We start from the raw sequence: 15,737 nt of genomic DNA, 5'->3' as shown, positions 1-15,737 counted from the left end.
GGCCGATATTATCGCTTAGGCGGTGCGCCGACTCAAGCGATCCACGTTAGTCCATCGACTCGAGTTGGCTGCGCAGGGCTGCAGGTTCCGTGACCGGCAGCTTACACGCGAACTGCCGGCACACATACGCGGTTGGCTTGCCATCGCGCTGCGCACGCCCGGCCAGCAGCGGGATCGGATGGTCGACCGGGGCATCCGATCCCGCGTGCGCGGCGATCAGGTTGGGCCGATAGGCCGACCACGCCTCGCGCGTGAGCGCGCGCATGGCCGGCGACTCGTTCGGTCCGACCAGCGCCAGCTCGATCATGCCGCCGGCAAGCAGCTCGACCGCGCCAAGCGACTCGCCGAACGCCTGCGGATACTCGCTCATGCCGCTGACCAGCAGACGCAGCGCGGCGCGTGCGGCGTCATCGTAGCGAGGATCGCCAGTGTAAGCGGACAGCAGCGCCAGCACGCGGCACAGCTTTCCGCTGCCGGACGGCACGGCGTTGTCCTGCAGGCTCCGCGGGCGGACGATCAACGCTTCGTGATCGTCGCTGACGTCGAAGAAGCCGCCGTCCTCGGCCCGGAAGTGCGCCAACGCGCGATCGGTCAACCCGCGCGCGAGGTCAAAGTGCGCCGGATCGAATGTCGTCATGTACAGATCGAGCAAGCCCTCCGCGAGGCACGCGTAGTCTTCGAGTACGCCGTTGAGCTTTGCTTTGCCGTGGTTGTACGTGCGCAGCAGGCGCGGACCATTGGCCGTCTGATCAACCATCGTGGACGTCAGGAACTCGCCGGCACGAATTGCTGCTGAACGATAGTCGTCACGGTCGAGGACGCGTGCCGCTTCGGCAAGGCTGCCGAGCATCAGACCGTTCCACGCGGTGAGGACCTTGTCGTCGAGGCCGGGATGGATGCGGTGCGACCGCGCGGCGTACAGCGTGTGCTTGATCCGGTCCACGGCGGCAGCGAGATCGTCAGCCGACATGCCGAGTTCGGCGGCGACGTCCTCCGGTTCGCGCGGGACGTTCAAGATGTTCTTGCCCTCGAAGTTGCCGCCCGGCGTCATGCCGTAGAAGGCGATGGCAACGCGTGCGTCGTCTGCGCTCAGCAGGGACTCGATTTCGGGGATCGTCCAGACGAAGAACTTGCCTTCTTCGCCTTCGCTGTCGGCATCGGTGGCGGAGTAGAAGCCGCCTTCAGGGGACGTCATCTCGCGCAGGATGTAGTCGTAGGTCTCCTCGGCGATCGCTTTGAAGAACCGGTCGCCGGTCACCTGCCACGCGTGCAAGTACAGGCGCGACAACTGCGCATTGTCGTACAGCATCTTTTCGAAGTGCGGGACGAGCCACTTCTCATCCACACTGTAACGCGCGAAGCCGCCGCCGATCTGGTCGTACATGCCGCCACGCGCCATCTTGCGAAGCGTGTGCGTAACGACGTCAAGCGGGTCCGTGTTGCCAGTACGGACGTAATGCGCCAGCAGAAAGGCGAAGTTCATGGGCTGCGGGAACTTGGGCGCACCGCCGAATCCGCCATTAATCTCGTCGAATCCACCCACCAGCTTGTAAACAGCGCGATCGAGAAGCGTGGTGGTCAGGTCGTCGGCAGACGTGCCCACGTCGAGCAGGCTGTTGTCGAGCGCTTGGGTGAGGCTCGCTGCCGCCTGTTCGACCTCGGCTCGACGATTGGCGTAGGCGTCGTGAATGGCGTGCAGAATCTGGGAGAACGACGGCATTCCGTAGCGCGGCTCGCGCGGGAAGTACGTGCCGCCCCAGAACGGCCTGCCGTCCGGCAGCAAGAAGACCGTCATCGGCCAGCCACCATGACCGGTCATGGCCTGTACGGCGTTCATGTAGATGTCATCGACGTCGGGGCGCTCCTCGCGGTCGACCTTGACGTTTACGAACAAACTGTTCATCAACGCGGCCGTCTCAGGATGCTCGAAGCTCTCATGGGCCATGACGTGGCACCAATGGCACGCGCTGTACCCCACCGACAGCAGAACAGCCTTGTCTTCACTGCGGGCGCGTTCAAATGCCTCGTCGCTCCATGGGTACCAGTCGACCGGGTTGTCGGCATGCTGGCGCAGGTAGGGCGAGGTCTCTTGAGCGAGTCGGTTGGGCATCGGGCAGGTTCCTTCCTGTACTTTGGTCTAGTTTAACGGTCGATTCGCCGTAGTTCACTGGCAAGCCGGGGATGTTCACGGCATACTCATACCGTCATTCAAGTTTTTTCAAATGGAGGGTGAGATGCGATATAAGCTGCTGGGTCGAACTGGATTACGCGTGAGTGAGCTGTGCCTCGGGACGATGACGTTCGGCGAGGATTGGGGATGGGGAGCGAGTATGGACGTCAGCCGGCAGATCACGGAGAAATTCCGTGAGGCCGGCGGGAACTTCATCGATACGTCGTGCAACTACACCAACGGGACGAGCGAGAAGTTCGTCGGCGAGTTCACGAAGGGGGAGCGCGACTGGTGGGTGATCGCCACCAAGTACACGCTCATTGAGAATCGCAACAACCTGAACACTGGCGGCAACCACCGCAAGAACATGATGCGCTCGGTCGAGGGCAGCCTGAGGCGCTTGCAGACCGAATACATCGACCTGCTGTACCTCCACATGTGGGACTTCACGACGGCGCCGGAGGAAGTGCTGCGCGCCGTGGACGACCTGATCCGTCACGGCAAGGTGCTGCACTTCGCCTTCAGCGACACGCCGGCGTGGGTCGTCTCGTATGCGGTCGCGAAGGCCGACGACTTTGGCTGGACGCGCCCGTGCGCGATGCAGGTGCCGTATTCGCTCGCCGACCGTGCGATCGAACGGGAGGTTGCGCCGATGGCCCGCTTTCACGATATGGCGCTGCTGCCATGGGGCGTGCTGGAGGCGGGCGTCCTGACCGGCAAGTACAGCGACCCGAACAATACCGATCCCAAGCGCAACCGCGAGATCAGCGACAGCGAACGCGCAATGGGCGAGGCGGTCGTGGCGATTGCCAGGGAGATCGGGCGTTCACCGGCACAGGTCGCGCTCAATTGGGTGCGCCAGCAGTCCGGCACCGTGATCCCGATTCTGGGCTGTCGCAAGGTCGCGCATCTCGAAGACAACCTCGGATGTCTTGAATTCAGCCTGTCCGACGATCAGATGGCTGCACTGAGCAAGATCAGCGGATTCCGGTCGGAGTTCCCGATGGGCTTCCTGCGCAGCGACGGCGTCCTGAGCCTTTCGCTCGGCAATCTCTCCGACAAGCTTGATATCAAGCCGATATAATCCGGACAGGAATATCGGTTTGGCTAGGAGGTCGGGGTGGCCGGAGAGAAGTCGCGTGACCTAATCGACCGCGTACAGGAGCACGAGCGTGCGTGGGGCAATGAGGGATATCCAGATCGCCCGTCGCTTGCCGACGTACTCAACGCACCGGTCGTTGCGTTCTGGCATGTGGTGAAGGCAGGCAAACCGGCCGAACGACAAATCATCACGCTGCACGAAGACCTTTCTACACTTGAGCAGTGGTATGTGAAGGCCGTCATGCGGTCGGCGGTTGCGCTGCCGGACCGGCTGCTGGCGGCCGCCTATCTGGACGGGCGTAGAGTTCGAATCAAGGATGTGACAGTAACGTTCGAGGTCGAGGATGATTCGCGATCCAAGGGCACACGCCGGCTCTGATCAACTAGCCGAGCTTAACGGTCGTGCGGCAATAATACGTTACAATTCGTAGCATGGTGTGTACACGCGTTGTGAGGGACTGCCACCATGCGAGGATATGGAGCGTTTTGGATTAGCAGCGTCTTGCTGCGAAGCCTGGCAATCGTGGTCGCGCTCGGAGTTCTGATCAGCGCGGGCTTTGATTCACCACTGCGTCCAAGTCCGTTCAACACACGTATGGTTACAGTCTACTTCCTTCAGGCTCCGATCGAGGTCGATCGAACGCTCTTCGTTGCCGCTTCTCTGGTCTGGCGTTTGATAGTGGGACTATCATTCGCCGCCCTGCTGTGGACGGCAGGCGTGGGAATTTGGGCATTAGGCGAAGTCCACATTTTCTCAGGTGATGTATACAGCTACTTGAAGCGGAGGGCACGGCGTGAAGCAGAACGCCGAGAACAACTGGAGCGATATCGTCCGGAACCGCAGTTCTCGAACAGTCCGCCGCCCCCTGAACGATTCCGCAAGCTGCGCAATCGTCGCCCGGCGGACTCACGGTCTGACGCCGTAGAGTCATTTCGTGAACGCGAACCGCTCTCTGGAAGAACGCGCAGGGATAGTCCTGATGCTGATCTCGCACCCGAGCCACAAGAGGCAGAGCATCGGCCGCGTCCAAAACAGCAGCGCCCACTTACGCCGAGGGAACTCGGCGCAGTCAAGGATTATCGGCTGTATCGACGATCCGTACGGCGGACCAACGAGGACGAACTTTAGACTCCGCTGCTGCCGACCAGCGCAAGCAGCTTGGTGACGGTGTTCCAGCTGCGCCCGGTGCCGAGGGTCTTGAGTCGCCGCTCAACGAACGCATTGTCGAGCTTCGAGGGTCCCATGCCGTCGGGATAGAACGCATACAATGTATCCCCGCGAACTTGTAACTTTTCCGGCCCGGCGTGAGCTTCGTGCAAGGCGGCGATGCGGTCATCCGACGGCGTCTCACGCAGGAACGTGACGAGAATCCTGCTCGGTTCGGCAAGCTGCTCAGGCGTGAGCGGTACGCCTGCGACGATCTCTGCGAGGCGCTGCCCGCTCCGCAGCATGACTTTCGACTCGAACCCGAAGTGGTGAACAATGGCGGCTTCAAGCTTCGACGTCAGCCCCGAAGCATCCGCCGTGTCCGACTCGAAAACGACGTTGCCGCTCTGGAGTAGGGTGGACACCGACCGCAGTCCAAGCGCCTCGTACAAGCCTTTGAGGTCGGCCATCTTGATCCTCTTGTTCCCGCCAACGTTGATACCTCGCAGCAGTGACACGTAGACCGGCATGGTGTTCGCCTCCCATTGCTGTCGACCACGAATCAAAAGCGGGATACGTTCAGGTATCCCGCCGCTGTGCCCCCCGTAGGACTCGAACCTACAACCAATTGATTAAGAGTCAACTGCTCTGCCAATTGAGCTAGGGAGGCGTTGTATGGAACATTATAGGTCAATCGCTTTCCGCGTCAAGACCAAACAGAGCGACGGCGCTTGCCTGACGCCCGGCCTACGCCGGTAGAAATCAGGCTATAATTGTGCGACTTCAGACCATATGTTCCGTAAGGCATCCAGACCCGACGATGGCAAATTCGCGATCCCGCCCGCCGCAGCAGCCACATCACCCGCGCGGCCCGCGCCCTGAGCGCCCCTTTGAGGAGCGCGCCTTGCATACCCAGCAGCAGGCCCAGAACACGCTGCCGATGGGGGCTGCCCGCCCGCCGTCATATGCCACGCGCCCGCCCGGCCCGCCGCCCGTGCTCCCGCGCATGCCCGCTGCGGCGCACAAGCCGCGTCCGGGCATCCCGTTGTGGCTAATCGCAGTAGTGGCGCTTGGCGTCTCGACGGTGTTCGCCGGCGTCTTTGCGCTGATCCTCGGCGTGTCGTTGGTCAACGGCGACAATATCCTGCCCGGGGTACGCGTAGGCGGCGTATCGGTCGGGGGGCTATCGGTCATCGAAGCGGAGCAGCGGTTGACGAGACAGTGGCCGGTGGTGCTGCTGCAAGACCGGGCGACGGATCGCCAGTGGCAGATTGAACCCGCGCGGCTCGGACTGATCGTCGATCCGGCGGCGAGCGCCGCCCGTGCGTTCGGCTATGGGCGCGTGTCGGGCAACGCGGTTGCTGGAATCCTTGGCGCCTCGGTGACCCCTGTGCTGACGTTCGACCCTGAGGCCGCGCGCAGCGGGTTGGCGAGCCTCGCCGATCAGGTGACGCAGCCCGCTGTCGATGCGCAGATCGCGCTGGTTGACGGACGGGTTCAGGCGCTTCCCGCACGCGATGGACGCGCGATCGACGTTGAGGGCACTGCCGAGTTGATCGCAACCGACCCGGTCGGCTGGCTGGAGCACGGCGAAATCCCGATGAGGATGGTGGCGCTGGCTCCGGCGATCACCGATGCCGCGCCAATGGTGGCCGCGGCCGAGGCCTTGCTGGCCAATCCACTGACGATCGACGTGTACGATCCGCGCAGCGGCGGCGTCTCGCAGTGGACTGCCGCGCCGCAGAGCTGGGCGGGGTGGCTGCGTGCCGCGTCTGATTCGAACGCACCGGGCGGACTGCGCCTGAGCCTCGAGGATGACGCGCTGCGCGGGTTCCTAGCGCAGGGCCAAGCGCGCCTCGAAAACGACCAGTACATCGATGTCGACGCCGTGGTCGAACGGATTCAGGCGGCTATCGGCCAGCGCAACCCGCGTGTGACCGCACGCGTCTACCACCGTGACCGGCAGCGCGTCGTGGTGTCCGGCGAGACGATCATCAGCATCGCCTATGACGAAGGCGTGCCGTACCCGTGGATCCAGCAGGCCAACGGCGGCATCCAGCTCGTTAACGCCGGGCAGACCATTACCATTCCGTCGGTCGACCATTTCATGCCGTTCGAGCCAGTGCCGGGCAAGCGCATCATCGTGAGCCTGAGTCAGCAGCGCGTGTGGGTGTACGAGAACGGCGCGGTCAAGTGGGAGTGGCCGGCCAGCACCGGGATCTCCAGCAGTCCAACGTGGCCCGGCATCTATCAGATCATCTCGCACGTGCCGAATGCCTACGCAGGCAACTGGAATCTGTGGATGCCGAACTTCATGGGCGTGTATCAGCCGATCCCCGGTGCCGATTTCACAAACGGGTTCCACGGCTTTCCAACGCGTGGCGGCGGGCAGATCCTGTGGGAGAACAGCCTCGGCACGCGCGTGACTTACGGCTGTATTTTGCTCAGCAACACGAATATCCAGCAGTTGTACGAGTGGGCCGAGGACGGGGTCGTCGTCGAGATTCGCGCCTAGTGGTGGTGGGTATGGCCGCGCTGAAAGGGCCGGCGCATACGTTGAAATGGACGCCGGAGCAGGCGGAAGCGGCGCCATCCGCCGGGTTCACGCGGTTCGCGCGGCAGCGTGCCGTGGCGTGCGCGGAAATCGACCCAGAAACTGGCAACCGTATAATAGATCGGGAAGTACAGGCTGAGCAGCACGAGCGACGGGTCCGGCCGGTGCTGGCCAAGCATCACCAGCAGCAGGATGAACCAGATTGCGACCAGCGGCCACGTCACGCGCCACAAAATCTGATTCTTGCTCGGGTAGAGGTATCGGGTCGGGATGAAGGTGAGGACAGCCGGGACGACGACCATGGCGATGGCAATCGGCGCTGCCGGCTCAAGCCAGAACATATAGAGCGCGACGACGTTCCAGTAGCTCGGAAACCCGAGAAAGAACGAGTCGGGCGTCTTCATGTCGACCTGTCCGTAGGCGTACAGCAGCGCCGCTGCCGGTACGAGCGCCCAGAACGGATGGGGCAGTAGGCCCTCGTTGGCCATGATGAAGATCGGGATATAACCGTACGTCAGAAGATCGATGGCGTTGTCAAGCGAGGCACCGTCGAAGCGTGGCAGGACTTCCCATACCTTCACACGGCGGGCGAGGATGCCGTCGGTGCCGTCTATGATCATGGTGACGACCAGCAGGCCGAACGCGCCGCGAATGTCGCCGGATGCGGCTAACAGCAGGGCCATGACCCCGATCAGACCGCCAAGGCCGGTGTAGAAGTGGACTGCCCACGCTGCTGCTTTTCGCACGACTGATCTGCCCCTAGAAACGAAAGCGCCCGCGGAATGGCGGGCGCATGTTGGCTGTTCTTGCCCTGAGGGTTTAGGTCAGGCGGTTGTAGAACTCGACGACGAGCTGAATGTTGACCTGTACCGGAATCTCTTCCTGCTCAGGCATGCGGCTCAAGGTCGCGGTCAACGCGGTCTTGTCGGTGAGCAGATACTCAGGCGGATTGACCGACGACTCCGACCATTCGACCACATGGACGTTTTTGCGCATCTTCTCGGTCAGGCCAATCGTGTCGCCCACGCGCACGGCGTACGACGGCAGGTTCACTACCGAGCCGTTCACCGTGACATGACCGTGGCTGACCAGCTGACGGGCGGCCCAAATCGTAGCGGCGAGGCCCGAACGGTAGACCATGTTGTCGAGCCGGGTTTCGAGCAGCGCCATCAGGTTGCTGCCGGTACGGCCGGTCAACCGGGTCGCGCGGCGGTAGTACGTACGCAGCTGACGCTCGCGGATGTTGTAGATGAACGACAGCTTCTGCTTTTCGTCCAACTGCGTGCCGTAGTCGCTGCGACGGCCGCTCTTGAACTGCTTTTCCTTGCCGTGCTCGCCGGGCGGATACGACCGCTTGTCGAGGATCTTCTGATACTTGGCGCGCGGGATCAGCACCTCACCGAAGCGGCGCTGAACCTTCGCCTTTGGGCCGTGATACGATGCCATCCTGTGCGTGATTCCTATCCTAAGCGAAACAACCGGAAATAAGCCCGGTCGGTTCCTATCAAACGAAGCGAAGGGCCAGTATAGCGGCTTTTTACCGCAATGCTAGGGGGAATTCTTCGCGTGTGCGGCCGCCGCGCAAATCAGCTCAGCGGCTCTTTGTAAATGATGTAGCGGCCCATGTCGTCACCGACGCCGATACACGTCGACATATCAACTTGGAATTCGCGCCCGCCGCTCACCCAGCGCAAACCTTCTTGCAGTAGGCCCTGACCGACATGGCAGATCGGCTTGTCCGATTTGCGCTGCCAACACATCGGGCAGCGTTCCAGCGTGTAGATCATCCGGTCGGTGCCTTCTTCGTGCACGTGCGAGATCTGATCGCTGAACTGGTTGAAAATGTTGGCCATCGACGGCAGGCCGATGCGCAGTTTGGCGCTGAGCGGCAGCACCTTGAAGGCAAGATCGCTCACGCCGGCCAGCGCGCCAAACCCGCGCAAGGCTTCGGCGAACGTCGCGCGGCCTGCACGCAGAGCAAGCGCCCGCCCACCGCGCGCACCGTACATATCCTCAAGCGCCTCGGTCAGCGACGAAAAGTCCGCGAAGTCGAACCCCTTCTCCAAGTTGTCGGGGGGATAGTTGCCAACGTAGTTCTGCAAGCCCGCGCGGTTGAGCACCGTGTTCAGGCCGTTGGTCCCCATGACGTCTTCCATCGACTCAAGAATGATCTTGGCGAATTTGTTGGGGTAGTAGTAGCCGCTCTTGTCGCGAGCCATCGCTTGCGGACCTCCAGAGTGTGTGGTGGGAATGACACCTACGGATGCCGGGCCATTCTACGCTAGAAAAGTATATCAAACGACAGGCTATTCCCCAACAACCTAGCGTTAAGGCTTTGCGCTGTCACTCGACATAGTTAGCCGGCGAACACGACCAGAGGATCGTCAGCCTGTGGGCGCGGATCGGCAGGCAGGCGACCCTGCATGCTGTACGGCGTCGTGTGCACGATCTCGACATCGACAAGCTGGCCCTGCCAGTCGGCGGCGTCCTCGAAGAAGACGAGCTTGTTCTGCGGGGTGCGTCCGCGCCACTTGCCGTTGTGTTGATCCTCGACCAAGACTTGCACCGTCTCGCCGAGCCAGCGCGCGTTACGCTCGCCCAGCACGCGCTTCTGCAGCTCTTCGAGCATATGGTGGCGGCGAACCTTCTCCTCGTCGGGAACGTCGTCTTCCATCTTGCGCTCGCTGACGGTGTTGGGGCGCGGGCTGTAGCGGGCGAGGTGCGCCTTGTCGAGTTTGAGGTCGTCCAGAAGCTGGTACGTCTCCATGAACTGCGCCTCGGTCTCGCCGCAGAAGCCGACGATGATGTCGGTGTGAATGGCGACGTCGGGGATGCGCTGGCGAATATCCTCGATCAGGGCGCGGTACTGCGCGTTGGTGTAGCCGCGTTTCATGCGCGCAAGAACGGCATCCGAACCGGCCTGAGCCGGCACTTCGATCACCGGCATCACGCGCGGCAGTTCGGCCACCGTGTCGAGCAGGCGCGGAGTCATCCAGTTGGGGTGGCTGGTCAGGAAGCGAATGCGATGGACTCCGTACTCCTCGGCGGTGTCGTGCACGACCCGCAGCAAGTCGGCCAAGTCCGGGCCGTCGGCGATGTCCTTGCCGTAGCGATCGACGATCTGCCCGAGGAGCGTGACTTCCTTGACGCCTTGCAGCGCGAGGCTGCGGACATGCGCCACAATTTCACCGACCGGGCGTGAACGCTCAATGCCGCGGCGGAACGGGATGATGCAGAACGTGCAGGCGTGCGAACAGCCATAAACGACCGGAACGTGAGCACTGATCAGCCCGCCGGCCTCGTGCGCCGGCAGGATCAGGTCGCCGTCCTGAATGGCGTCGCGCTTGAGACGCTCGTTGTACTCGGCGGCGACCGCTTCACCTTCCCAGCCGCGATCGCGAAGATACTCGACCATCGGGGTCGGTTCGCTAGGCGGCAGGAACACGTCGACCCACGGCAGGCGTTTGCGCATCCACAGCGGGTCTTTGACACCGACCATGCAGCCCATGACGCCGATGACCTTCTCGGGGTCGTTCTGCTTGACCTTGCGCAGCAGGTGAAGCCGGCCCATCGCTTTGTCTTCGGCAGACTGGCGCACGACGCACGTGTTGACCACGAAAATGTCCGCGTCGTCCTCATGGGCCGCGGCCTGATGGCCCATGCGCTCCAGTTCGGATGCAAGATGCTGGGTATCGGCTGTGTTCATCTGACAGCCGTACGTCCAGATGTGATACTTCATGACGTTGATGTCCCACGACCTTCGGTGGCCCGATTGTAGTTCAGGCGGCCATGCCCGTCAATCGGGGCCGGCTTCGCCTATTCGTCGGCCTGTTCAGCCGCGGCGTGGTCCACGCGCAGCATGCCGATCTTGGATGTATCGATCTGCGCGGGGGCAGGGTTGATATGCACAGGCACGCCCCACGACGCGACGACATCGGTGCGGAACTTGGCGACCTTGGACACGCCCAACTGCGCCCCGCCGAGGATCACAGGCTGCATGAAGGCGACCGCTTTCGGCAAGCTGCTGAACGCCAGCAGATGATCGTCGAACGTCGCCGCCTCCCACACAATCACGTCGTCGGCACGCATCGCCCACGCCGGCTTGTTGGGCGACTGGCGGATCAGCAGGTAGACGTACCGGCCGGAGTAGGAAGCGAGCGCACCGGTTGCGGTGTCCGGGTCCGCGGCGACTTTGATGCGCTGAAGGGTGTCGTCGGTCGTGTGCGGCTTTTCACCGCGCATGAGGACGCCGACCGGAAGAGGGCACTCGGCGGCCGTTTCGACCAGAATGCGTGTGTAACCGTACCGCTCAAGGGTTTCGACCTGCTCCGGTGCTGGATCGCCATCGACAGACAGAACGATCAGACGCCCGCCGGGGCGCAGCGCGGCAATTGCGCTGGCGAGCAGGTCGGGATCAAGGCCGTGATCAAACGCGACGACCGCATCAACAGGCTCGATCGCGGAGGCAGCAATGCCGCCCGAAACCTCGGTCACGTGGATTTCGGGCCGGCGCTCGTTGATGAGCGCATTGAGCCTGCCGCCAACATCGAGGACTCGCATAGCCGACTGACTCGGCGGTAGATGTTTGAGCATCGCCTCCGACAGCAGTCGTTCCACGCGCGGTGAGACCATCGATCAGCGTCTGCCTTTGTTACCAGAGGCAGCGATCGCGTCGTCCATCAACCCCAACAGTTCGTCCCACTCCTCGCGGAAGAAATGCAGCGTGACGGAGCCGAGCTCGAGATGAAATGTCTGCTCGCCGTCTGGCTCGACGGCGCTGTACGCGAGATAGTTCTCGGTCTCGGCGATGGTCTTGATCGAATCGGCGGCGTCGGCCATGGGGGTAATCCTCTATGGAGTCTCGGTCGGCACCGGGATCAGCAGGCGCTGGCCGACCGACAGTGCGTTGGGGTTCGTCAGGTTGTTCGCTGAGACGATGACGCTTTGGCCTACGCCGTAGCGTTCGGCAATCGCACCGAGCACCTCGCCAGACTGGACGATGTGGACGATGAACCCTTCCGGAACGTCCGGTGCGTCAGGAGCGTCGGCGCTCTCGGTCTCGTCTTCGTCGTTGCAGCCCGGGATGATCAGAATGTCGCCGGGGAAAATCGTATCGTTGGCGAGCTCGTTCGCCTCTCTGATAGCCGTGATCGTCGTGCGATTGCGCAGGGCGATGCTGTACAGCGTGTCGCCGCCGCGCACCTCATACTCGCAGGCCGAGTTGACGCCCGCCTCGTCGGCGTCGAAGAAGTCGGTCGGCGTGATCAGTCCGCCCGGCGTTATCGTCTCAGTCGGCCCAAGCGTAGGCGTGATGGTCGGGACGGTAAAGGTGCCGAGCGGCGAACCGGGCGTGATGAACGTCCGCGCAGGCGTGACGGTCAGAGACTGGCCCGACGCAGCTTCGGTAGCCAAGGTGCCCGGCGTCTCTGTCACCGCCAGAGTGATAAGCAGGGGGACCGTATTGGTCGGCCCGAGGACGCTGGTCACCGGCACAGACGTGATCCCCAATCCGGAGCTCGTTGCCGGGGCAAGCGTCACTTCGTCAAACGTTTCATCAGCCTGACGAAAACAGCCGCTCAGCACAACAGCGGCACACAATGCCAACACAGGCAATATCTTCGACTTGGACATACGCGTTCCCAAAAGGTCAGGAAACTGTAACAATTAGCATACCATCGGTGTAGCGGCGGGTGCAAAACAATTGTCTGCCGAATCGCAACGAAGTGGGCAAACGTGGGTTATTGGTAGTGATGAAACTCTTTAAGCGTGTCCCCAAACGGCCCAGCCTCAAAGACCTATCCGATGTGGAGTTGGTCGAGCATTGCCATACCGATCAAGCGGCGTTCGGCGAGCTGTACGAACGCTACGTCAAACGGATCTACAACTACATTTACTTCCGCACCGGCAGCGCACAAGACGCGGAAGACCTAACGTCGCGCGTGTTCTTCCGCGCGATGGGGCATATCGACTCGTACACTGACCGCGGCATCCCATTTCAGGCGTGGCTGTATCGCATCGCACACAATCTGACCGCTAACTGGCACCGCGATCAGGGCCGGCGCAAGATCGTTGCGCTGGAGGATTACATCGCCAGCGAGCTTGTGAGCGACGCGCCGGACCGCGCCGTGGAAGAACAGGAAGATGTCGATCGACTGCGGGCCATTGTCAAGACCTTGCCCGAGGAACGCCAACAGCTCCTGACGCTCAAGTTCGTCGAAGGGCTGTCCAATGCAGAAGTCGGCGCCATTATGGACCGCACCGAAGGCGCGGTGAAATCGTTGTACCACCGCACGCTGCTGGCGCTGCGCGACGAAATGCAAAAGCCGTGGCCGGCCACTGACACGGCCCCGAAGGACGAGAAGTCGAAACGAAGGAAAGCGACCCGATGAACGTCGAAACACCCCTCGATGATGCACTCAATGCGATGACCGAGGCGCTGCTCGGCTCGTCGGGCGAGTCCGGCATGCGCCGCAGCGCGCGGGAGCATGATCAAGACCTTGTCGAGCCGTTTATTCCGATCCTGCTCGCGCTGCGGTCGATGTTCACGCCGGTCGAGCCGTCGCACAAGTTCGTGCGCGATCTACGCGCGGACCTGCTCGGGACGCCGGATCGGAGCGTGGTTGCGCGGGTTCGCGCGATGCCCCCGCGCGTGCAGTGGGCAGCCGGTGTCTTCGCGGTCGTGGGCGCCGTGCTGATCGTCCTTCGCTGGTTGACCGGCGTAGCGTCCAGCCGCGCCGAACGTGATCTGGAAGCGACGTCGCAAGAGGCGTAGGACGCCGCGAAAACTTGACCGAATCACAACGGCCCGGGGGCGATCCCTCGGGCCGTTGTATGTTGCGGGCCAGTCCTACGCGAATTTCTCGGGGTACAGCTCGCGCGCGATCTGCTCTTCTTGAGCAACCAGCGCACGAATGGCATCCAGACCTTTGCTCCAAAACGCCGGGTCGTTCAGGTCGACGTCGACCTTGGCGAGGATCTTGTCCGGGTAATCCGAACCGCCGGCGGCCAGCACGTCCACGTACTTGGGCGCGAATTCCGCGCCGCGCTCCAGATACAGGTTATACAGTGCCAGCACGAGCAGCTCGCCGAAGGCATACGCATACACGTAGCCCGGCGCCTGCAAAAAGTGCGGGACATAGCTCCACCACGCGCCATAATCGTCACGCAGATCGACGCTGCTGCCGAACATCGCGCGCTGCGTCTCGATCCACAGCTCCGAGAGCCGCTCATGCGAAAGCTCGCCCTCTGCACGGCGTGCGGTGTGCATCGCGTCCTCGAAGCGGTTCATGCTGATCTGGCGGAAAACGGTCGCGAACGTGCTTTCGACCTTTTCGAACAGCATCGCAAGGCGCGCTTCGGGATTCGGCTCCTTCTTCTGCAGGTCCTGGAACACCAACATCTCGGCGAAGACCGAAGCCATCTCTGCGGTTGTCAGCGGGGTGTACAGACCTTGCCACGAATGCGCCTGCCCGGACAGGTACATGTGCATGCCATGGCCGAGTTCGTGGGCGAGCGTCTGCACGTTGTCGGTCTTGCCGAGGTAAGTGAGGAATACAAACGGATGCGCACTGGGCACGGTCGGGCTGGCATACGCGCCGCCGCGCTTGTTGGGCATCGGCGCCGCGTGGATCCAGTTGTTGTCGAAGAACTTGCTGGCAGTGTCCTTCAACGTCGGGCTGAAGGCGTCGAACGCCTCGAGGATGATCTCGCGCGCAGTGCCCCACGGGTAAAACGCGTCAGACTCCTGAAGCGCAAGCGGAGCATAGCGGTCGTAGTCGTACAAGGTCTCGACCCCCAGCAGGCGGCGCTTGAGGTCGTAGTGCCGCGCGACGATATCGTAGCTGGCGGTCACGGCGCTGATCAGCGCCTCGACCACGCTGTCTGGCGCGAGGTTGGCGAGGTTGCGTGCCGAAATCCACGACTCGTACTCGCGGCGCTTGTCGTTCTGAGCCTTGTCCGCGGCCAGCACGTTGAAGATGTAGGTCAGTTCCATCGACTTCTCGCGCAGGGTCTTGGTCACCGCGTCTGCCGCACGGCGGCGCAGCTCGCGGTCGGGATCGCGCATCTTCTCCATGATCTGCGACTGCGTGAGCTTCTCGCCGTCCAGTTCGTAGCGCATCGCGCTGGTGATCTGGGTGAAGAAGCGCCCCCACGCCGCGTTGCCAGTCACCGACTTCTCCATCAGCAGCTGCTCTTCGATCTCGCTGAGCTGATGCTTCTTGTAGCGGCGCGCAGACTCGAGCTGGAAGCGGTACTTGGCGACCTGCGGTTCGACCATGATGTCCATGGCCTCTTCGTCGTCCATTTCGTTCCACTCAAGCTCGAAGAACACCATCTTCTGGCCGATCTCCGATCCGAACTCGGTCACACGCTGCACGAGTGCGCCGGCCTTCGGATCGATCGCATCCTCGCTGAACTTGAGGTACGCAAACGACGAGACGCGGCCCTCGAGGTCTTGGATTTCCTCGGACAGCGTGATCGCCGAGACGATCTCGTCGGCGCTGAGCGTGGCGACCTTGCCTTTGTAGCGCCGCGCGAACTCGTCGGCAAGCTCGTGCGTACGCTGGATATCGGCCTCGATTTGGGGATCTTCGAGGCTCGAATAGAATACGGAGAGATCCCAAACGACGTCTTCGGCGCCGGTTTGTTTGGCTTCCGCTGCGGGAGCATCGGTCATGCGGGGTATCCTTTCAAGCACGTTTGAATATTTTCAAATGATACGCGAGTTGTCGGCGCCGCGCCAGTATTCCAACGCAATGCTCACA

Annotated in this window: 15 protein-coding genes and 1 tRNA gene; 5 read left to right on the top strand and 11 right to left on the bottom strand. The window is 62.3% G+C overall.

The genetic code is table 11. The annotated features are described in order from the left end of the window. Window positions 1–46: 46 nt before the first annotated feature. Window positions 47–2,110, bottom strand: a complete 2,064-nt coding sequence (locus tag IPM16_08735) for a thioredoxin domain-containing protein (GenBank protein MBK9123191.1) — start codon at window positions 2,108–2,110, stop codon at window positions 47–49. Between the two features lie 124 nt (window positions 2,111–2,234). On the opposite strand from IPM16_08735, the gene IPM16_08730 reads away from it, so the two are divergent. After that, complete coding sequence (locus tag IPM16_08730) at window positions 2,235–3,254, top strand: aldo/keto reductase (GenBank protein MBK9123190.1); 1,020 nt, start codon at window positions 2,235–2,237, stop codon at window positions 3,252–3,254. Between the two features lie 36 nt (window positions 3,255–3,290). Further along, complete coding sequence (locus IPM16_08725; GenBank protein ID MBK9123189.1) at window positions 3,291–3,650, top strand: hypothetical protein; 360 nt, start codon at window positions 3,291–3,293, stop codon at window positions 3,648–3,650. 746 nt (window positions 3,651–4,396) lie between these two features. Here IPM16_08725 and IPM16_08720 read toward each other — a convergent pair. Together IPM16_08720 and IPM16_08715 are read right to left on the bottom strand one after the other, a co-directional pair. Further along, entirely contained in the window at window positions 4,397–4,948 is a 552-nt protein-coding gene (locus IPM16_08720; GenBank protein ID MBK9123188.1) for a DUF1697 domain-containing protein, read from the bottom strand. Between the two features lie 67 nt (window positions 4,949–5,015). After that, a tRNA-Lys gene (locus IPM16_08715) sits at window positions 5,016–5,088 on the bottom strand. 234 nt (window positions 5,089–5,322) lie between these two features. Here IPM16_08715 and IPM16_08710 point away from each other — a divergent pair. Next, window positions 5,323–6,933, top strand: coding sequence for a L,D-transpeptidase family protein (locus IPM16_08710; GenBank protein MBK9123187.1), 1,611 nt, complete (start codon window positions 5,323–5,325; stop codon window positions 6,931–6,933). Here the strand turns inward: IPM16_08710 and IPM16_08705 are convergent. The 7 genes from IPM16_08705 to IPM16_08675 form a co-directional block, all read right to left on the bottom strand. Continuing rightward, window positions 6,930–7,718 (bottom strand): CDP-alcohol phosphatidyltransferase, encoded by a 789-nt coding sequence (locus IPM16_08705; GenBank protein MBK9123186.1) that lies wholly within the window; start codon window positions 7,716–7,718, stop codon window positions 6,930–6,932. The genes IPM16_08710 and IPM16_08705 overlap by 4 nt on opposite strands. Before the next feature lie 73 nt (window positions 7,719–7,791). Continuing rightward, entirely contained in the window at window positions 7,792–8,418 is a 627-nt protein-coding gene (rpsD, locus tag IPM16_08700) for a 30S ribosomal protein S4 (GenBank protein MBK9123185.1), read from the bottom strand. 140 nt (window positions 8,419–8,558) lie between these two features. Further along, complete coding sequence (locus IPM16_08695) at window positions 8,559–9,191, bottom strand: 4-vinyl reductase (GenBank protein ID MBK9123184.1); 633 nt, start codon at window positions 9,189–9,191, stop codon at window positions 8,559–8,561. Between the two features lie 137 nt (window positions 9,192–9,328). Then, entirely contained in the window at window positions 9,329–10,711 is a 1,383-nt protein-coding gene (miaB, locus tag IPM16_08690; protein ID MBK9123183.1) for a tRNA (N6-isopentenyl adenosine(37)-C2)-methylthiotransferase MiaB, read from the bottom strand. A gap of 77 nt (window positions 10,712–10,788) precedes the next feature. After that, window positions 10,789–11,589 carry a hypothetical protein gene (locus tag IPM16_08685; protein ID MBK9123182.1) on the bottom strand — a complete coding sequence of 267 codons (801 nt, stop codon included), beginning with the start codon at window positions 11,587–11,589 and terminating at the stop codon, window positions 10,789–10,791. Between the two features lie 18 nt (window positions 11,590–11,607). After that, window positions 11,608–11,811, bottom strand: coding sequence for a hypothetical protein (locus tag IPM16_08680; protein ID MBK9123181.1), 204 nt, complete (start codon window positions 11,809–11,811; stop codon window positions 11,608–11,610). Window positions 11,812–11,823: 12 nt separating this feature from the next. Then, window positions 11,824–12,603 carry a LysM peptidoglycan-binding domain-containing protein gene (locus IPM16_08675; GenBank protein ID MBK9123180.1) on the bottom strand — a complete coding sequence of 260 codons (780 nt, stop codon included), beginning with the start codon at window positions 12,601–12,603 and terminating at the stop codon, window positions 11,824–11,826. Window positions 12,604–12,722: 119 nt separating this feature from the next. On the opposite strand from IPM16_08675, the gene IPM16_08670 reads away from it, so the two are divergent. Together IPM16_08670 and IPM16_08665 are read left to right on the top strand one after the other, a co-directional pair. Further along, window positions 12,723–13,361, top strand: coding sequence for a sigma-70 family RNA polymerase sigma factor (locus tag IPM16_08670; GenBank protein MBK9123179.1), 639 nt, complete (start codon window positions 12,723–12,725; stop codon window positions 13,359–13,361). Beyond that, a complete protein-coding gene (locus tag IPM16_08665; GenBank protein ID MBK9123178.1) occupies window positions 13,358–13,744 on the top strand; it encodes a hypothetical protein in 387 nt (128 codons plus the stop codon). The genes IPM16_08670 and IPM16_08665 overlap by 4 nt, the downstream gene beginning before the upstream one ends. Window positions 13,745–13,819: 75 nt before the next feature. Here the strand turns inward: IPM16_08665 and IPM16_08660 are convergent, their stop codons facing one another. Further along, a complete protein-coding gene (locus IPM16_08660; GenBank protein MBK9123177.1) occupies window positions 13,820–15,649 on the bottom strand; it encodes a M3 family oligoendopeptidase in 1,830 nt (609 codons plus the stop codon). Window positions 15,650–15,737 lie beyond the last annotated feature (88 nt).

Source organism: Candidatus Flexicrinis affinis, from assembly GCA_016716525.1.
Lineage (GTDB): Bacteria > Chloroflexota > Anaerolineae > Aggregatilineales > Phototrophicaceae > Flexicrinis > Flexicrinis affinis.
The sequence above is the reverse complement of the archived record's forward strand: the minus strand, read 5'-3'. Positions and strand labels throughout refer to the sequence as shown.